At 66.2% G+C, this 17762-nt stretch carries 16 protein-coding genes; 13 read left to right on the forward strand and 3 right to left on the reverse strand.

Features of this window, described 5'->3' with window-relative positions; translation table 11 throughout:
* The first annotated feature begins 29 nt into the window (after positions 1-29).
* The 6 genes from ACM0PY_RS06580 to galU all read left to right on the forward strand — a co-directional run bounded on the left by ACM0PY_RS06580 (position 30) and on the right by galU (position 5667).
* Positions 30-335, forward strand: coding sequence for an integration host factor subunit beta (locus tag ACM0PY_RS06580; RefSeq protein ID WP_005409286.1), 306 nt, complete (start codon positions 30-32; stop codon positions 333-335).
* A 77-nt stretch (positions 336-412) separates the two neighbouring features.
* Positions 413-697 carry a LapA family protein gene (locus ACM0PY_RS06585; RefSeq protein WP_061477908.1) on the forward strand — a complete coding sequence of 95 codons (285 nt, stop codon included), beginning with the start codon at positions 413-415 and terminating at the stop codon, positions 695-697.
* 6 nt (positions 698-703) lie between these two features.
* On the forward strand, positions 704-1882 hold the full coding sequence (lapB, locus tag ACM0PY_RS06590; protein ID WP_005416232.1) for a lipopolysaccharide assembly protein LapB: 1179 nt from the start codon (positions 704-706) through the stop codon (positions 1880-1882).
* 3 nt (positions 1883-1885) lie between these two features.
* Positions 1886-2875 carry an MraY family glycosyltransferase gene (locus tag ACM0PY_RS06595; RefSeq protein WP_134970531.1) on the forward strand — a complete coding sequence of 330 codons (990 nt, stop codon included), beginning with the start codon at positions 1886-1888 and terminating at the stop codon, positions 2873-2875.
* Between the two features lie 3 nt (positions 2876-2878).
* Positions 2879-4792, forward strand: coding sequence for a polysaccharide biosynthesis protein (locus ACM0PY_RS06600; RefSeq protein WP_032954120.1), 1914 nt, complete (start codon positions 2879-2881; stop codon positions 4790-4792).
* Complete coding sequence (gene galU / locus ACM0PY_RS06605) at positions 4789-5667, forward strand: UTP--glucose-1-phosphate uridylyltransferase GalU (protein ID WP_032954121.1); 879 nt, start codon at positions 4789-4791, stop codon at positions 5665-5667. Before ACM0PY_RS06600 ends, galU begins: the two co-directional genes overlap by 4 nt.
* Positions 5668-6302: 635 nt before the next feature.
* Here galU and ACM0PY_RS06610 read toward each other — a convergent pair.
* From ACM0PY_RS06610 to ACM0PY_RS06620, 3 genes are all read right to left on the reverse strand, one after another.
* Positions 6303-7511: an acetyl-CoA C-acyltransferase gene (locus ACM0PY_RS06610; protein WP_005409292.1), complete on the reverse strand. Its 1209-nt coding sequence runs from the start codon at positions 7509-7511 to the stop codon at positions 6303-6305.
* Between the two features lie 69 nt (positions 7512-7580).
* The gene (locus tag ACM0PY_RS06615; RefSeq protein WP_235646668.1) at positions 7581-9953 is read right to left on the reverse strand and encodes a 3-hydroxyacyl-CoA dehydrogenase/enoyl-CoA hydratase family protein; all 2373 of its coding nucleotides are present in this window, start codon (positions 9951-9953) and stop codon (positions 7581-7583) included.
* Positions 9954-9992: 39 nt separating this feature from the next.
* Positions 9993-10646 (reverse strand): TetR/AcrR family transcriptional regulator, encoded by a 654-nt coding sequence (locus ACM0PY_RS06620; protein ID WP_154350583.1) that lies wholly within the window; start codon positions 10644-10646, stop codon positions 9993-9995.
* A 359-nt stretch (positions 10647-11005) separates the two neighbouring features.
* On the opposite strand from ACM0PY_RS06620, the gene ndk reads away from it, so the two are divergent.
* The 7 genes from ndk to der all read left to right on the forward strand — a co-directional run bounded on the left by ndk (position 11006) and on the right by der (position 17636).
* Positions 11006-11431: a nucleoside-diphosphate kinase gene (ndk, locus tag ACM0PY_RS06625; RefSeq protein ID WP_005409295.1), complete on the forward strand. Its 426-nt coding sequence runs from the start codon at positions 11006-11008 to the stop codon at positions 11429-11431.
* Positions 11432-11441: 10 nt separating this feature from the next.
* Positions 11442-12647, forward strand: coding sequence for a dual-specificity RNA methyltransferase RlmN (gene rlmN, locus ACM0PY_RS06630; RefSeq protein WP_005409296.1), 1206 nt, complete (start codon positions 11442-11444; stop codon positions 12645-12647).
* Positions 12634-13419 (forward strand): type IV pilus biogenesis/stability protein PilW, encoded by a 786-nt coding sequence (gene pilW, locus ACM0PY_RS06635; protein ID WP_061477902.1) that lies wholly within the window; start codon positions 12634-12636, stop codon positions 13417-13419. The genes rlmN and pilW overlap by 14 nt, the downstream gene beginning before the upstream one ends.
* An 18-nt stretch (positions 13420-13437) precedes the next feature.
* Complete coding sequence (locus ACM0PY_RS06640; RefSeq protein ID WP_111177207.1) at positions 13438-14307, forward strand: RodZ domain-containing protein; 870 nt, start codon at positions 13438-13440, stop codon at positions 14305-14307.
* 65 nt (positions 14308-14372) lie between these two features.
* The gene (locus ACM0PY_RS06645) at positions 14373-15011 is read left to right on the forward strand and encodes a YfgM family protein (protein ID WP_061477900.1); all 639 of its coding nucleotides are present in this window, start codon (positions 14373-14375) and stop codon (positions 15009-15011) included.
* Positions 15011-16219: an outer membrane protein assembly factor BamB gene (bamB, locus tag ACM0PY_RS06650; protein ID WP_134972656.1), complete on the forward strand. Its 1209-nt coding sequence runs from the start codon at positions 15011-15013 to the stop codon at positions 16217-16219. The genes ACM0PY_RS06645 and bamB overlap by 1 nt, the downstream gene beginning before the upstream one ends.
* Positions 16220-16238: 19 nt before the next feature.
* The gene (gene der / locus ACM0PY_RS06655; RefSeq protein WP_005413118.1) at positions 16239-17636 is read left to right on the forward strand and encodes a ribosome biogenesis GTPase Der; all 1398 of its coding nucleotides are present in this window, start codon (positions 16239-16241) and stop codon (positions 17634-17636) included.
* Positions 17637-17762: the final 126 nt, after the last annotated feature.

Raw genomic sequence — 17762 nt, forward strand, 5'->3', positions numbered from 1 at the left:
GGCTGAGATGCCCCTGATGTGAGCCGGTAATGACCAAATCCGAACTGATCGAAATCCTTGCGCGCCGCCAGGCGCACCTGAAGGCCGATGATGTCGATCTGGCGGTGAAGTCGTTGCTGGAAATGATGGGCGGATCGCTGTCCGCCGGGGATCGCATCGAAATCCGTGGATTTGGCAGCTTCTCGCTGCACTATCGTCCGCCGCGCCTGGGTCGCAACCCGAAGACCGGCGAATCGGTTGCCCTGCCGGGCAAGCATGTCCCCCATTTCAAGCCAGGCAAGGAACTGCGCGAGCGGGTCAGCAGTGTGCTGCCGCTGGACGCCGATCCGGCCTGAGCCTGCCGTCGCGCCACCGCGTGCGAATCCAGCCGCGAGTCGGATAAGCTACGGACTCCTGCCACTGGAGCTGTCGCATGAAGGTTTTTCGTCTGCTGGTCCTGCTGGCGGTACTCATTCTTGGGTTGATCATCGGTGCCATGAACATGGACGAGATGACCATCAACCTTGTTTTCACCCAACTGAAGACCTCGGTTGGCGTGGCAATCATTGCCGCATTGCTGATCGGCGTCATCGTCGGTGCTGGCCTGGTGCTGGTGAGCGTGGTCATTCCGCTCTACGGCCAACTGCGTCGCGCCAACAAGTCCGCTGCCGCTTCGCCGGCACCGGTTGCTTCCCCCCAATCTTTTGATGGACGTTGATCGAAGATGGATTTCGTCACCGAGTGGTTCTGGTTCTTCCTGTTCGTACCGCTGGCCGCACTGGCCGGCTGGGTGATCGGGCGGCGTGGTGGCCAACGCCACGGTGACAGCCAGGTCAGCCGCCTGTCGAGCACCTATTTCCGTGGCCTGAACTACCTGCTCAACGAGCAGCCGGACAAGGCCATCGAGCTGTTCCTGCACATCGCCGAGCTGGACAAGGAAACCTTCGAGACCCAGGTCGCGCTGGGCCATCTGTTCCGCCGTCGTGGCGAGGTCGACCGCGCCATCCGCCTGCACCAGGGCCTGGTCAATCGCCATGACCTGAGTGACGCACAACGCGTGCAGGCCCTGCTGGCCCTGGGCGAGGACTACATGAAGTCCGGCCTGCTGGATCGTGCCGAGACCGTGTTCACCGAGCTGGCCCAGCTGGATCAGCGCGCACCGCAGGCGCTCAAGCACCTGATCGGCATCTACCAGGCCGAGCGTGACTGGGAAAAGGCGATCGACAACGCCACCCGTTTCGAGGATGTCACCGGCGAGCCGATGGGCAAGCTGATCGGGCAGTTCGAGTGCGAACTGGCCGAGCGATTCCGTGGCGCCGGCAAGCTGGAAGAGGCGAGGGCAGCGATCGCCCGCGCCTACCAGGCCGATGCGATGTCGGTGCGCGCCGGCATCATCGAGGGCCGGTTGGAAACCGACGCAGGCAATCCTGAGGCCGCCGTGCGCGCCTTCGAGCGCGCCGCGCGCAACGATCCCGAATACCTGCCGGAACTGCTGCCGGCGTTGATGCAGAACTATCGCAAGGTGGGCGATCTGGCAGGTGCGCGCGCGTTCCTGTCGGAGATGACCGAGCATTACCGTGGCATTGCCCCGGTGCTGGCGCTGACCCGCCTGATGGAAGAACAGGAGGGCGTGGCCCCGGCGCGTGCCTACCTCGGCCGCCAGCTGAAGGATCGTCCGTCGGTGCGTGGCGAGTCCGCGCTGATCGATCTCACCCTCGCCGAGGGCGCCGACTCCACCGCCACCCTGCACGACCTCAAGCACATCACTGACCAGCTGCTGGTGCGCAACCCGGCCTATCGCTGCACCCGCTGCGGCTTCGGTGCGCGTACCCACCACTGGCAGTGCCCGAGCTGCAAGGAGTGGGGGACGGTCAAGCCACTGCTGAACTACGCGGTGCTCTGATCCATGCCCTGGCTTGTGATGGGCGCGCTGCTGGGGCTCGCCCTGCTGAGTGCGGTGCTGACCTGGGCTGCACGTGGCTATGCGCTGCGCCAGCAGTTGATGGACCAGCCCGGCGAACGCCGCAGCCATAGTGTCGCTACCCCGCGCGGTGGCGGCATCGCCATCGTCATCAGCTTGCTGGTGACTGCAGCCGTGGCCATCTGGGCCTGGCCCGAAAGCTCGCCGACAGTGCTGGTGGCCAGCCTTGGGCTGGTGCTGGTGGCCGGTATCGGCTGGTGGGACGACCACAGGCCCCTGCCAGCGATGCGTCGCCTGCTGGTGCATTTCATCGCCGCGGCGCTGCTGGCCAGCCTGGTCAAGGTGAATGGTGGCAGCTGGCTGTTGGCGGCGCTGGTGCTGCTGTTCACCGCCTCACTGATCAACATCTGGAATTTCATGGACGGCATCAACGGCATTGCCGCCAGCCAGGCCGTCGTGGCGATGCTGGGGCTGGCGCCGGTGCTGCCGTGGCCGTACTCGCTGGCTGCCGTGGCCCTGGGCCTGGCCTGCCTTGGATTCCTGCCGTTCAACTTCCCTCGGGCCCGGATCTTCATGGGCGATGTCGGAAGCGGCGCGTTGGGGTACGCGGTCGCAGCGGTGCTGGCGCTCGCCAGCGTGCGTACTGATATCAACTGGATCCTGCTGCTGGTCCCGGTTTCGCCGTTCCTCGTGGACGCGGGCTTCACACTGCTGGCGCGCATCATTTCGGGACAACGCTGGATGGAACCCCATACCCAGCACGTCTACCAGCGCGCGGTGCAGGCAGGAGCCAGTCACCCCCAGGTGACAGGGATGTACTTTGCTTTGGGTCTGTTCAGTATTACAGTGTTCAATGTCTGCTCCAATTTGCAGCCGAGGTGGGAGGCTGCCGTGGCGATCGCGTGGTTCACCGCGCTGAGCGTCCTCTGGCTCCTCCTGCGCAATGGAATGCGCTACCGACAAGGAAATACCTGACTTATGGCTTCACCCTGGCGGGACAGAATCCTCGGCCTGATGCCGCGTTCGGCCATCGTCTGCCACGACCTCTTCATGGTCTGGGCATGCTGGCAGTTGCTCCATGCAGGGCGTTACTCGATCCTGCCCAACGCTCCGGCGCTGCCCCTGTGGAACGTCGATACCACCCTGGTGCTGCTGCTGCAGGGCCTGGTGTTCTGGCGCGTGGGCCTGTATCGCGGGCTGTGGCGGTTCGCCAGCGTCAGCGACCTGCTGAACATCTTCAAGGCCAGCTTCATCGGCATGGTCGCCATCGTCCTGGTGCTGATGTGGAAGCGCTTCGACGGCGTGCCGATGTCGGTGCTGGTGATCTACCCGTTCGCGCTGTCGGCCCTGCTGGGCGCACCGCGCCTGCTGTACCGGGCCTGGAAGGATTACCAGGCACTGCAGTCCGATTCCAGCGCCCGCCGCGTGCTGATCCTCGGTGCCGGCCAGGCGGCGGAAACACTGGTGCGCGACCTGCGTCGTTCCGGCAACTTCGAGCCGGTCGGCCTGCTCGACGATGCACCGCACCTGCGGGGTGCCAAGCTGCAGGGCCTGCCGATCCTCGGCACCCTGGATGACGCCCCGACGGTGGTCCGCGAGACCGCTGCCAAGCTGCTGGTCATTGCCATGCCGTCACTGGACGCCGCAGGCATGCAGCGCGTTGTCGCGATCTGCGAAAGCACCGGCGTTCCGTTCCGTACCGTGCCCAAGCTCAGCGACATCCTGCAGGGCCAGTCGCTGCCAGGCCAGCTGAAGGAAGTGGCGATCGAAGACCTGCTGGGCCGCAAGCCCATCATGCCGGACTGGAACCTGATCCGCGGCTGGTTGGGTGGGCGCACTGTGATGGTCACCGGCGCCGGTGGTTCGATCGGCTCGGAGCTGTGCCGCCAGTGCGCGCGGCACGGTGCAGGTCGCATCATCCTGCTGGAGATCAGCGAGCTGCTGTTGTTGACCATCGAAGGCGAGCTGCGGCGCAGCTTCCCCGATGTCGAGATCGAGGCGGTGCTGGGCGACTGTGGCGACCCTGCCGTGATCCGCCACGCGCTGTCACTGCACCCGGTCGATACCGCGTTCCATGCCGCCGCCTACAAGCACGTGCCGGTGCTGGAGCGCCAGCTGCGCGAAGCGGTGCGCAACAACATCCTGGCGACCGAGAACGTCGCCCGCGCGTGCCTGGAAGCCCGCGTGGAGCATTTCGTGTTCATTTCCACGGACAAGGCGGTCGACCCGGTCAATGCGCTGGGTGCGAGCAAGCGCTACGCCGAGATGATCTGCCAGAGCCTGGACCAGAAGTCCACGCACACCCGTTTCGTCACGGTGCGCTTCGGCAACGTGCTGGCGTCGGCCGGCAGCGTGGTGCCGCTGTTCCGCGAGCAGATCCTGCGCGGTGGTCCGGTCACGGTCACGGACCCGGAAGTCAGCCGTTACTTCATGACCATCCCCGAGGCCTGCCAGCTGATCCTGCAGGCGGCCGCGTCGGCGTCGCATGGTGCGATCTACACCCTGGACATGGGCGAGCCGGTGCCGATCCGCGTGCTGGCCGAACAGATGATCCGCCTGACCGGCAAGCAGCCGTACAAGGACATCCAGATCATCTACACCGGCCTGCGCCCGGGCGAGAAGCTGCACGAGACCCTGTTCTATTCGGACGAAGACTACCGTTCGACCGCGCACCCGAAGATTCTCGAGGCCGGCGTGCGTACGTTCTCGCGCGACCTGGTGCTGGGCAATGTTCCGCGCCTGCGTGAGGCGATTGCCAGCTACGACACTGCCAGCATCCAGGAAATCCTGTTTGCGACGATGCCGGAATTCTCGCCAATCGAACAGGATGCTTACATTTCATCCGCTAAAGTCGTGCCCTTTCCGGCACGTGAGGCAAACAGGCACCAATGAGCAAGCGAATTCGCAAGGCAGTTTTCCCGGTGGCAGGACTGGGAACGCGTTTTTTGCCAGCAACCAAGACTGTGCCGAAGGAGATGCTGCCGATCATTGATCGGCCGCTGATCCAGTACGCCGTTGATGAAGCCATCGAAGCCGGCTGCGACACGCTGGTGTTCATCACCAACCGCTACAAGCACGCGGTCGCCGATTATTTCGACAAGGCCTACGAGCTGGAGCAGAAGCTCGAGCGCGCCGGCAAGCAGGAGCAGCTGGAGCTGATCCGGCATGTGCTGCCCAATGGCGTGCGCGCGATCTTCGTGACCCAGGCCGAGGCGCTGGGCCTCGGGCACGCAGTACTGTGTGCCAAGGCTGTGATCGGTGACGAGCCGTTCGCGGTGCTGCTGCCCGACGATCTGATCTGGAACCGCGGTGCCGGTGCGCTGAAGCAGATGGCCGACCTCAATGAAGCCAGCGGTGCCAGCGTGATCGCGGTCGAAGACGTGCCGCACGAAAAGACCGCCAGCTACGGCATCGTCGCCACTGAGGCGTTCGATGGCCGCAAGGGCCGCATTTCGCAGATCGTAGAGAAGCCGAAGCCGGAGGACGCGCCGAGTGACCTGGCGGTGGTCGGCCGCTACGTGCTGAGCCCGAAGATCTTCGAACTGCTGGAACAGACCCAGACTGGTGCCGGTGGCGAGATCCAGCTGACCGATGCGATTGCTGAGCTGCTGAAGACCGAAGAAGTCGATGCCTATCGTTTCGAGGGCACCCGCTTCGACTGCGGCACGCACTTGGGGCTGGTGGAGGCGACGATCCGCTTCGCGCTGGACAACCCGAAGCTGGCCGGCCCCGCGCGGGAGAAGCTGGCGGCGATGCTGGCGGAATAAGGGTTCTATCAAGCGCTCCGTGCAGCGCCTTGATCGATACGTGATGGGCGGGACGGGTGGGCCTTTGCAGGACACGCGGTAAACCCCCAGACCGGCCCAGCCGCTGGCGGCTGTGCGTTCGGGCGCTTGCGAAGCAGTGCTTCGCAAGCAAAGCGCCCTCACCCATGGGGGCTCGATGGCGCCTTGCTCGTGTGCGCTGTCCTGCGCACACGGCAAGACCGGGGTTGGGCGTCCTGCCCAACCCGCCCGAGGCATGCCTCGGGCCCATGGCGCCAACGGTCCTGCAAAGGCCCACCCGTCCCGCCTGCCAAGTTTCCTGCGGGCGCGGACGGGAAGGGCGGAATCAAAGGCGAGAGCAACAAGCAAAAAAGGCAGCCAATGGCTGCCTTTTTTGCTTGTTGGGGTCAGATCCCCTTGCGCAGCAAAGGGCTCTGACCCCGGCTCTTGCCTTGCCTTTGCTCACCCTTCCGCCGAGCGGAATGCCGGGTGGCGCGGGTGGGTGAGGCTGGCCGGGACTGTCAGCGGCATGGATGCCGCTGCCAAGCCCCCAGGGACGGGTTTACGGCGTGTCCCGGGCAGCCTCACCCACCCGGGCCCCACAGCCAACCAACAACCAGCCGGCAACGCTTTGAACCTTACAGCGCCTCGAAAATACCCGCCGCACCCATGCCGGTGCCGATGCACATCGTCACCATGCCGTACTTCTGCTGGCGACGACGCAGGCCGTGCAGCAGGGTCGCGGTACGGATCGCGCCGGTCGCGCCCAGCGGATGGCCCAGGGCGATCGCGCCGCCCAGCGGGTTGACCTTGCTCGGGTCCAGGCCGCAATCGCGGATCACTGCCAGCGACTGCGCGGCGAAGGCTTCGTTCAGTTCAATCCAGTCCAGCTGGTCCTGGGTCAGGCCGGCCTGCTTCAGGGCCTTCGGGATCGCGGCGATCGGGCCGATGCCCATCACTTCCGGGCGCACGCCGGCCACCGAGAAGCTGACGAAACGCGCCAGCGGGGTCAGGCCGTAATCCTTGATCGCCTGCTCCGAGGCCAGCAGCACGGCACCGGCGCCATCGCTCATCTGCGACGAGTTGCCGGCGGTGACGGTGCCGCCGAACTGGCCGTTGCGGAATACCGGGCGCAGCTTGGCCAGGCCTTCAGCGGAGGAATCCGGGCGCGGGCCTTCGTCGGTGTCGGCGATCTTGTTGCGGGTGATGATGCGCTGGCCATCGGCCAGGTCCGGCAGGTGCGAGACGATCTCGTACGGGCTGATTTCGTCCTTGAACTCGCCGTTCTGGATCGCGGCCATGGCCTTCTGGTGCGAGGCCAGGGCGAACGCGTCCTGGTCTTCGCGCGAGACCTTCCACTCTTCGGCCACCTTCTCGGCGGTGATGCCCATGCCGTAGGCGATGGCGACGTGGTCGTTGTCGAACACGCTCGGTGCCATGGCGATCTTGTTGCCCATCATCGGCACCATCGACATCGACTCGGTACCGCCGGCCAGCATCAGGTCGGCGTTGCCCAGGCGGATCGCGTCGGCGGCCTGCGCCACGGCCTGCAGGCCAGAGGAGCAGAAGCGGTTCACGGTCTGTGCGGCGATGGTGTTCGGCAGGCCGGCCAGCAGCACGCCGATGCGCGCCACGTTCATGCCCTGCTCGGCTTCCGGCATGGCGCAGCCGATGATGGCGTCATCGATGCGGTTGACGTCCACGCCCGGGGCCTGGGCGACGACGCTGCGCAGCACGTGCGCAAGCATGTCGTCGGGGCGGGTGTTGCGGAACATGCCCTTGGGCGCCTTGCCAACCGGGGTACGGGTGGCGGCGACGATGTAGGCGTCCTGGATTTGCTTGGTCATTGCAGTGATCTCTTGAATAGGGGTTGGAAGAGGTTGCCGGCCAGCGGCCGGCACTACCGATGTCTTCCGTCAGTTCCGCAGCGGCTTGCCGGTCTTCAGCATGTGCGCGATGCGAGCCTGGGTCTTTTCCTGCTGGGCCAGTTCGACGAAGTGCTTGCGCTCCAGGGTCAGCAGCCACTCTTCGTCGACCAGGGTGCCGCGATCGACCTTGCCGCCGCACAGCACGGTGGCGATGCGCTCGGCGATCTCGTAGTCGTACGGGCTGATGAAACGGCCTTCCAGCATGTTGACCAGCATCATCTTGAAGGTGGCGATGCCCACGTCACCGGCGACCTGGATGCGGCGTGCCGGCAGCGGCGGACGGTAGCCGGCTTCGGCCAGTGCGCGTGCTTCGGCCTTGGCGATGTGCAGGGCCTCGTAGCTGTTGAACACCACCTTGTCGGTGCTGCGCAGCAGGCCCAGCTCCTTGGCGTTGACCGCCGAGTTGGACACCTTGGCCATCGCAACGGTCTCGAAGGTCTTCTTCAGTTCGGCGAAAACGTCGCCACCCGGGCCCGCAGCCTGCGAAGCGCGCACCGCCAGTTCCTTCAGGCCGCCACCGGCCGGCAGCAGGCCGACACCGGCCTCGACCAGGCCGATGTAGCTTTCCAGGAAGGCCACGGTCTTGGCGCTGTGCATCTGGAACTCACAGCCGCCGCCCAGCGCCAGGCCGCGCACGGCGGCGACCACCGGCACCAGCGAGTACTTGATGCGCTGGCTGGTGCGCTGGAAGTTGGCGACCATCTCTTCGAACTGGTCGACCTTGCCGGCCTGCAGCAGGCCCAGTGCACCGGCCAGGTCGGCACCGGCGGAGAAGGGTTCCTTCTGCTGCCAGATCACCAGGCCCTGGAAGTCCTTCTCGGCGCGGCTGACGCATTCCTGCAGGCCATCCAGCACCTGGTCGGAAACGGTGTTCATCTTGGTCTTGAAGCTGACCACGGCGATGCCATCACCGTCGTGCCACATGCGCAGGCCGTCGTTCTCGAACACGGTTTCGCCCGGCGCGAACTTCTCGCCCAGCAGCGGATCCGGGAAGCGCTGGCGCTGGTACACCGGCAGCGACGAACGCGGCAGCTTGGCGTTGCGCGACGGGCTGTAGCTGCCCTCGGCAGCGTGCACGCCATCGCGGCCATCGAACACCCAGTCCGGCAGCGGCGCGTTGCTCATGCTCCTGCCGGCCACGATGTCATCGGCGATCCACTGCGCGACCTGCTTCCAGCCGGCGGCCTGCCAGGTTTCGAACGGGCCCAGCGACCAGCCGTAGCCCCAGCGGATGGCCAGGTCGACGTCGCGCGCGGTCTCGGCGATGTCGGCCAGGTGGTAGGCGCTGTAGTGGAACAGGTCACGGAAGGTCGCCCACAGGAACTGCGCCTGCGGGTGCTGGCTCTCGCGCAGCTTGGCGAACTTCTCGGCCGGGTTCTTGATCTTCAGGATCTCGACCACTTCCGGGGCGGCGGTACGATCGGCCGGGCGGTAGTCCTGCTTCTCCAGGTCCAGCACGACGATGTCCTTGCCGACCTTGCGGAAGATGCCGGCGCCGGTCTTCTGGCCCAGCGCACCCTTGGCAATCAGCGCGTCCAGCCACTTCGGCGACTTGAAGAATTCATGCCACGGGTCATTCGGCAGGGTGTCGCCCATGGTCTTGATGACGTGGGCCATGGTGTCCAGGCCGACCACGTCGGAGGTGCGGTAGGTGGCCGACTTCGGGCGGCCGACCAGCGGGCCGGTCAGGCCGTCCACTTCGTCGAAGCCCAGGCCGAACTGCTGGGTATGGTGGATGGTCGACAGGATCGAGAACACGCCGATGCGGTTGCCGATGAAGTTCGGGGTGTCCTTGGCGTACACCACGCCCTTGCCCAGGGTGGTGACCAGGAAAGCTTCCAGGCCTTCCAGCACGGCGGCATCGGTGGTGGTGGCCGGGATCAGCTCGGCCAGGTGCATGTAGCGCGGCGGATTGAAGAAGTGCACGCCGCAGAAGCGGTGGCGCAGCTGCTCGGGCAGCACGTCGGCCAGCTTGTTGATGCCCAGGCCCGAGGTGTTGGAGGCGAGCACCGCGTGGTCGGCCACGAACGGGGCGATCTTCTTGTACAGGTCCTGCTTCCAGTCCATGCGCTCGGCGATGGCCTCGATGATCAGGTCGCAGTCCTTCAGCTGCTCCAGGCCGGACTCGTAGTTGGCCGGAGTGATGGCTTCGGCAAGCGACTTGCTGGCCAGCGGCGCGGGACTCAGCTTGCCCAGGTTGGCGATCGCCTTCAGCACGATGCCGTCGGCCGGACCTTCCTTCGCAGGCAGGTCGAACAGCACGGTGTCGACGCCGGCGTTGGTGAGGTGGGCGGCGATCTGGGCACCCATGACGCCGGCACCCAGCACGGCGGCGCGGCGGACTAGCAGGGAATTGGACATGGTGTAGGGCCTTTGTTGGTCAGCAGTTACTGGGTGGAATCAAACGGAAGCGGGCAGGGCGCTGGCGCGTGCGGCGGCGCGGAACCCGGCTTCGGCGAAATGGATCAGTTCATGGGCAGCATGGGCACGATGCGCCGCTTCGGTGACACCGGCGGGACGCTTGATCAGCCCGAAGTCGGCCATGGCATAGGTGAGCGAGCCGGCCAGGAAGTCCAGGCGCCAGTACAACTCTTCCTTGCTCAGGCCGGGCACGCACTCGCCGATGGCCTTGCCGAACGCACGCAGCACGTGGCCGTAGTGGTCAGACAGGAACTTGCGCAGGTTGTCGTTCTTCTCGGCATAGGCGCGGGCGATCACGCGCACGAAGGCGCCGCCGTTCTGGCGGTCCTGGGCCAGCGCCAGGGCTGGCTCGACGAAGGCGGCCAGCACCGGGCGCAGTTCGCCAGGGTGCTCGGCGCGGGCGCGTTCGAGCTGAGACAGGCGGGCGCTGGTCATCTCGTCCATGCGGCGGCGGAACACCTCGTTGACCAGGTTTTCCTTGGAGCCGAAGTGGTAGTTGACCGCCGCGATGTTGACGTCGGCCTGGCTGGTGACCTGGCGCAGCGACGTGCCGGCGAAGCCGTGCTGCGCGAACAGCTCCTCCGCCGCGCCGAGGATCCGGTCCTTGGTCGAGAAGTGGGCGGGTTTGGCCATCGGCGGGCGGACCTTAATCAAACGATTGTTTGATACTAGGACCAGACGGTAGCGTATGGCATTTTGCAGTGCAGCAAAAATGGCTCGGACGGTCAGAATCCGCTCAGCTGGGTGAATGGGGTAGGGGTCGGATCCCCGCAGGGGCTCCGACCCCGATGCTGGGCCCGGGATGGGGTCAGAGCCCCTGCGGGGATCTGACCCCTGCCGTAAGGGTTTGTCGGCCGACGGCCCTCTACCACCCCGCGGCTTTATCTTTTACAATTCGCCTACGTTTATCAGGCTAAGCCCGCGTCCCGACGCGGGTTTTTTTCATGTTACCCTTCGGGCCATCAGCGGCCCGATTCCATTGGAGACATCCCATGGCGCTGGAGCGCACCCTTTCGATCATCAAGCCGGACGCCGTTGCCAAGAACGTCATCGGCGAAATCTACGCCCGCTTCGAGAAGGCCGGCCTGAAGGTCGTGGCCGCCAAGTACAAGCAGCTGTCCCGTCGTGAAGCCGAAGGCTTCTACGCCGTGCACCGCGAGCGTCCGTTCTTCAACGCGCTGGTCGAGTTCATGATCTCCGGCCCGGTGATGATCCAGGCCCTGGAAGGCGAGAACGCCGTCCTGGCCCACCGCGACCTGCTGGGCGCCACCAACCCGAAGGAAGCCGCGCCGGGCACCATCCGCGCCGACTTCGCCGAATCCATCGATGCCAACGCCGCCCATGGCTCGGACTCGGTCGAGAATGCCGCGATTGAGATCGCCTACTTCTTCGCCGCCACCGAAGTCGTCTCGCGCTGAGAGTAATGCCGTGAACGAGGTCGTACAGTCCCCCGCCATCCAGCCGCTGCCGAAGTCGGCACCCACGGCTGGCAAGCAGAACCTGCTCGACCTCGATCGCGCGGGCCTGGAGAAGTTTTTCGTCGAGGTTCTCGGCGAAAAGAAGTTCCGTGCCCATCAGGTGATGAAGTGGATCCACCATCGCTACGTCACCGACTTCGATGAAATGACCGACCTCGGCAAGGTCCTGCGCGCCAAGCTGCAGGCCCATGCCGAGGTGCTGGTTCCCAACATCGTGTTCGACAAGCCCTCCGCCGACGGCACCCACAAGTGGCTGCTGGCGATGGGCGTGGATGGCAAGAACGCCATCGAGACCGTGTACATCCCGGACAAGACCCGTGGCACGCTGTGCGTGTCCTCGCAGGTCGGTTGCGGCCTGAACTGCACGTTCTGCTCCACCGCTACCCAGGGCTTCAACCGCAACCTGACCACCGCCGAGATCATCGGCCAGGTGTGGGTTGCCGCACGCCACCTGGGCAACGTGCCGCACCAGATGCGCCGCCTCACCAACGTGGTGATGATGGGCATGGGCGAGCCGCTGATGAATTTCGACAACGTCGTGCGCGCCATGAGCGTGATGCGCGACGACCTGGGCTACGGCCTGGCCAACAAGCGCGTGACCCTGTCGACCTCTGGCCTGGTGCCGCAGATCGACCGCCTGTCTGCCGAAAGCGACGTGTCGCTGGCGGTGTCGCTGCATGCGCCGAACGACGCACTGCGCGAGACGCTGGTGCCGCTCAACAAGAAGTACCCGATCGCCGAGCTGATGGCTTCGTGCGCACGCTACCTGCGCGCCAACAAGCGCCGCGAGTCGGTCACCTTTGAATACACCCTGATGAAGGGCATCAACGACAAGCCCGAGCATGCCCGGGAGCTGGCCCGCCTGATGCGCCAGTTCGACAACGCGGTGCAGGCCAAGGATTCGGGCAAGGTCAACCTGATCCCGTTCAACCCGTTCCCGGGCACCCGCTACGAGCGTTCGGAAGAAGCGCACATCCGCGCCTTCCAGAAGATCCTGCTCGACAGCAACGTGCTGACCATGGTCCGCCGCACCCGTGGCGACGACATCGACGCCGCCTGTGGCCAGCTCAAGGGCCAGGTGATGGACCGCACCCGCCGCCAGGCGGAGTTCAACAAGACGCTGCAGGCGGGGAAGGGGAGCGATGCCGCGGCCTGACCGCCTCTGGCTGGTTCTGTTCGCGGGCGTGCTGGCCGTTGCGGTCGGCGGCTGCAAATCCCATCCCAAGGCCAAGCTTGGGCCGAGCCAGGCGCCGGTCTATTCGGTGGCTGACCCGGAAAGCGTGCGGCGCGAAGTGCGCTGGCGCGACCTGTTGACCCTGGCGACCCGTGACATGCAGGTCGGCAATCTCGACGCCGCCGAGCGCAAGGTGCGCGAAGCGCTGAAGCTGGCGCCCGAGGCGCCCGATGCGCTGGTGCTGCAGGCCGGCATCGATGACCGTCGTGGCCGCACCCGCCAGGCGGGCGAGAATTTCCGCAAGGCCGCCGAGCTGGCGCCGCAGCGCGGGGACGTGCTCAACAACTACGGTGCCTGGTTGTGCCAGCAGGGCCAGCCGGCCGAATCGCTGGTCTGGTTCGACCGGGCGCTGCAGGCGCCGGGCTATGCCACCCCGGGCGAAGCGCAGGCCAATGCCGGCAGCTGCGCACTGGACGCTGGGCAGCTCGAACGTGCCGAGCGCGACCTGCGCGCGGCACTCGTCGCGGCGCCGGCCAACCCGGTGGCGCTGGAGTCGATGGCCCAGCTGAGCTTCCGCCAGGGCCGCTACATGGAGGCCCGGGCCTTCGCCGAACGTAGGATTGCGGCTGCACCCGCAACGCGTTCCGTGTTACAACTTGCGTCTCAAATCGAAGCGAGGCTGGGCGATCGGGCGGCATCTGATCGCTATCTGCAGCGGATTCGACAGGAATTTCCGCAGGATGCGGGCTCCTAACTCCAGGGTTGATGCATTGTGATTGATGACCAGACTGTGAGCGCTCTCGAGACTGCGGCCGGCTGCGGCACCCGCCTGCGCCAGGCCCGTGAAGCGGCCGGACTGACCCTCGAAGATGTCGGCTCGCGCCTGCGCATGCCGGTCCAGGTGGTCAAGTCCCTGGAAGAGGAACAATGGCAGAAGCTGGGGGCGCCGGTGTTCGTGCGCGGCCAGCTGCGCAGCTATGCGCGCCTGCTCGACGTGGACGTGGGCGAGCTGCTGGAGCAGGCCCAGGTCGGCCCGGTGGTTCCGCCCACCCTGGTCAGCCATACCCATACCCCGCGTGCGCGCCGCATCGCCGAGAACCTCGGCCGGCGCGTGCTGTATGTCGGCATCACCGCCGTGCTGGCGGTGCCGGTGTGGTTCGCCACCCGTGGCCACTTCGACGGTAGCGCGACCCCGTCGCCGAGCACCGCCTCGCTGGACGTGATCCCGGCCGCCGTGCCGGTCACACCGTCCGCAGCCGGTAGCGAGACGGCCGCCCCGGCCGAAGCGACCACGGCCCCGGCCAGCAAGCCGGCGGCCACCCCTTACGTCGCCTCGCTGGCCCCGGTGCCGCGCCCGGCGCCGGCCCCGGCTGCCGGCAATGCGCTGGAAATGCAGTTCAGCGGCGACAGCTGGGTCGACATCGGCGGCCCGGACGGCAGCACCGTCGAGAAGGCACTGATCAAGTCCGGCGAGACCCGCAGCTTCACGCCCGGCCAGGTGACCCGGGTGACCCTGGGCAACGCCTCGGCGGTCCAGGTTCAGCAGAACGGCGCTATCGTCGATCTGACCCCCTACCAGCGAGCCAACGTGGCACGCTTTCAGGTATCCTCTGAAGGCTCCGTAGTCCCGGTTTCGCACTGAGGCGCGGTTTCACCACCTTCGATTAAACCCAATGGTCCCTCCCGACGGGCGGGGCGAGAGTACGCATGGCGATCGACGATCTGCTCGACGAGCACGAACAAAGTGAACGCGTCCGCAGCTGGCTGCGGAAGAATGGCGCCAGCATCCTCGGTGGCGTAGTCATCGCCATCGGTGCCATTGCCGGCTGGCAGTGGTACCAGAAGGATCAGGGCAGCAAGCTGGCCTCGGCCAATGTCGAGTACCAGAAGGCCCTGCAGGGCCTGCAGCAGAACAAGCTTGACGACGCCGCCAAGGCGGTCAAGGCGCTCGAAGCCGGCCCGTCCAGCATCTACGGCGACCTCGCGGCGCTGCAGCTGGCCAAGGCCCAGGTCGACGCCGGCAAGAACGAAGAGGCACTGGCCACCCTGCGCAACGTGAAGGTCGAAGGCGACCTGCAGCGCGTGGTCGACCAGCGTGTGGCCCGCCTGCTGGTGGCCACCGGCAAGAGCGACGAGGCCATCAAGCTGCTGGGCAGCGCCACCGACAGCAGCAGCCTGGAAATCCATGGCGATGCGCTGATGGCGCAGGGCAAGCGTGATGAGGCCCGCGTACAGTACGAGAAGGCGCTGAAGACGCTGGACGTGGCAGCGCCGCAGCGGCGCCTGCTGGAAACCAAGGTTATGGACGCCGGCGGCACCGTTGCCGCCCCTGCGGAGTCGGTTTGATGAGTCAGAAGGTCATGATCACCCGCGCCGCCACCGTGCTCCTGATGGGCATGGCCCTGACCGGCTGCGGCACCATGAAGGGCTGGTTCGCCGGCAAGGACGCGGCGGCGAAGAAGGCACAGGAACCGGCTGAGCTGGTCAAGTTCGAGCCGACCGTGAAGGTCAGCAAGATCTGGTCGGTCAACCTCGGCAAGGGCGAGCGTCGCATCGGTGTGCGCCAGGGCCCGGCGGTGGCCAACGGCCACGTGTTCGCTGCGGCGATCACCGGTGGCGTGCACGCCATCGACCTGCAGACCGGCAAGAAGGTCTGGACCTGGGAGCCGAAGAAGGAAAAGAAGAAGGCCAAGCTGCGCCTGTCCGGCGGCCCGGGTGTCGGTGAGAACCTGGTCGTGATCGGCACGCTGGACGGTCAGGTCATCGCGCTGGACATCAACGACGGCAGCGAGAAGTGGCGCGCCCGTGTCCCGGGTGAAGTGATCGCCGCGCCGGCCGTTGCCCAGGGCATGGTCTACGTGCGCAGCAACGACGGCCGCGTGACCGCCTTCGATGTCGGCAACGGCACCCAGAAGTGGTTCAATCCGAGCGAGCTGCCGGCGCTGACCGTGCGCGGCAACGCGCCGGTGGTGACCGGCCCGGGCGTGTTGTTCATCGGCAAGGACGAGGGCGCGGTCGCGGCCCTGGCCCAGCAGGATGGCCGCACGCTGTGGGAACAGAACCTCGGCAACGGCGAAGGCCGCACCGAGCTGGAGCGCATGGCGGACGTCGACGGCGCACCGGTGCTCGACGGTAACACCCTGTACGTGAGCAGCTTCAAGAACCAGACCATGGCCATCGAAGGCCCGACCGGTCGCCCGCTGTGGGCGCGCGACCATGGCGGCGCAGGTGGCGTGGCGGTGTCGTCGGGCAATGTGTTCGTGACCGACAACAAGGGCGGCGTGTTCGGCCTGGACAAGGCCAGCGGCGCAGCCATGTGGTCGCAGACGGCACTCGCCCGTCGCTCCCTGACCGGCCCGGCACTGCACGGCGACTACGTCGTGGTCGGTGACTACAAGGGATACGTGCACTGGTTGCAGGCCTCCGATGGTGCGATGGCGGCACGGGCAAAAAGTGGCGGCGACGCCCTGCTGGCCCAGCCGGTCGTCGTAGACGGGGTGCTGCTGGTGCAGAACGTGGATGGCAAGCTGACCGCCTTCCGGTTGGCAAACTAAAAAAATTGGAGTAATCGCGATGCTGCCTCTGGTCGCCCTGGTTGGACGGCCGAATGTCGGCAAGTCGACTATTTTCAATGCGCTTACGCGCACCCGTGACGCGCTGGTCCATGACCAGCCCGGCGTCACCCGCGACCGCAACTACGGTGTCTGCCGCCTCGACGAGGACAACCATTTCCTCGTCGTGGATACCGGCGGTATCGCCGGGGAAGACGAAGGCCTGGCCGGCGCCACCACGCGCCAGGCCCGTGCGGCCGCGGCCGAAGCCGACCTGATCCTGTTCGTCGTCGATGCCCGCGAGGGCACCTCGGCGCTGGACGACGAGATCCTGGCCTGGCTGCGCAAGCTGTCGCGCCCGACGCTGCTGCTGATCAACAAGATCGACGGCACCGACGAGGACAGCGTGCGTTCCGAGTTCGCCCGCTATGGCTTCGGCGAGATGCTGACCGTCTCGGCCGCGCATCGCCAGGGCCTGGACGACCTGCTGGACGAAGTGATCCAGCGCCTGCCGGAAGAAGGCAGCGGCGAAGAGCTGGACAACGACCCGAACCGCATCCGCATCGCCTTCGTCGGCCGCCCGAACGTGGGCAAGTCGACCCTGGTCAACCGCATCCTCGGCGAGGAGCGCATGATCGCCTCCGACGTGCCGGGTACCACCCGCGACTCGATCGCGGTGGACCTGGAGCGCGACGGCCGTGAGTACCGCCTGATCGACACCGCCGGCCTGCGCCGTCGTTCGCGCGTGGACGAGGTCGTCGAGAAGTTCTCGGTGGTCAAGACCATGCAGTCGATCGAGCAGTGCCAGGTGGCCGTGCTGATGCTCGACGCCACCGAAGGCGTGACCGACCAGGACGCCACCGTGCTCGGTGCCGTGCTCGATGCCGGCCGCGCGTTGGTGATCGCCATCAACAAGTGGGATGGCCTGACCGAGTACCAGCGCGAGCAGGCCGAGACCATGCTGTCGCTGAAGCTGGGCTTCGTGCCGTGGGCCGAGTCGGTGCGCATCTCGGCCAAGCACGGCTCGGGCCTGCGCGAGCTGTTCCGTGCGGTGCATCGCGCGCACGAATCGGCGAACAAGACCTTCACCACCAGCGAAGTGAACAAGGCGCTGGAAGTGGCCTACGAGACCAACCCGCCGCCGACCATCCGGGGCCATGTCTCCAAGCTGCGCTACGTGCACCCGGCCGGTTCCAACCCGCCGACCTTCATCGTGCACGGCACGCGCCTGAAGGAGCTGCAGGAGTCGTACAAGCGCTACCTGGAGAACTTCTTCCGCAAGCGCTTCAAGCTGATCGGCACGCCGGTGAGCTTCATCTTCCGCGAGGGTACCAACCCGTACGAGGGCAAGAAGAACGTCCTCACCGAGCGGCAGGTCAAGGCCAAGCGGCGCTTGATGAAGCACGTCAAGGGCAAGTGATTCACGGGAAGGCGGCCGCAGGGCCGCCTTTTTCGTTTGCGCCCCTACCGGTAGAGGCGCTGCAGTTCGCCGCGCGGTTCGAGCACGATTTCGAACCGATCGTCACCGTGCCGTTGCGTGCCGATG

It is taken from the genome of Stenotrophomonas sp. BR163 (assembly GCF_047520985.2).
In the GTDB taxonomy this organism is placed as follows: Bacteria; Pseudomonadota; Gammaproteobacteria; order Xanthomonadales; family Xanthomonadaceae; genus Stenotrophomonas; species Stenotrophomonas sepilia.

Coding starts and splice junctions, on each gene's coding strand:
- ACM0PY_RS06595 (WP_134970531.1), top strand. CDS start 1,886: ATGCCCTGGCTTGTGATGGGCGCGCTGCTGGGGCTCGCCCTGCTGAGT.
- ACM0PY_RS06615 (WP_235646668.1), bottom strand. CDS start 9,953: ATGTCCAATTCCCTGCTAGTCCGCCGCGCCGCCGTGCTGGGTGCCGGC.
- bamB (WP_134972656.1), top strand. CDS start 15,011: ATGAGTCAGAAGGTCATGATCACCCGCGCCGCCACCGTGCTCCTGATG.
- ACM0PY_RS06610 (WP_005409292.1), bottom strand. CDS start 7,511: ATGACCAAGCAAATCCAGGACGCCTACATCGTCGCCGCCACCCGTACC.
- galU (WP_032954121.1), top strand. CDS start 4,789: ATGAGCAAGCGAATTCGCAAGGCAGTTTTCCCGGTGGCAGGACTGGGA.
- ACM0PY_RS06645 (WP_061477900.1), top strand. CDS start 14,373: ATGGCGATCGACGATCTGCTCGACGAGCACGAACAAAGTGAACGCGTC.
- ACM0PY_RS06580 (WP_005409286.1), top strand. CDS start 30: ATGACCAAATCCGAACTGATCGAAATCCTTGCGCGCCGCCAGGCGCAC.
- ACM0PY_RS06620 (WP_154350583.1), bottom strand. CDS start 10,646: ATGGCCAAACCCGCCCACTTCTCGACCAAGGACCGGATCCTCGGCGCG.
- der (WP_005413118.1), top strand. CDS start 16,239: ATGCTGCCTCTGGTCGCCCTGGTTGGACGGCCGAATGTCGGCAAGTCG.
- pilW (WP_061477902.1), top strand. CDS start 12,634: ATGCCGCGGCCTGACCGCCTCTGGCTGGTTCTGTTCGCGGGCGTGCTG.
- ndk (WP_005409295.1), top strand. CDS start 11,006: ATGGCGCTGGAGCGCACCCTTTCGATCATCAAGCCGGACGCCGTTGCC.
- lapB (WP_005416232.1), top strand. CDS start 704: ATGGATTTCGTCACCGAGTGGTTCTGGTTCTTCCTGTTCGTACCGCTG.
- ACM0PY_RS06600 (WP_032954120.1), top strand. CDS start 2,879: ATGGCTTCACCCTGGCGGGACAGAATCCTCGGCCTGATGCCGCGTTCG.
- ACM0PY_RS06585 (WP_061477908.1), top strand. CDS start 413: ATGAAGGTTTTTCGTCTGCTGGTCCTGCTGGCGGTACTCATTCTTGGG.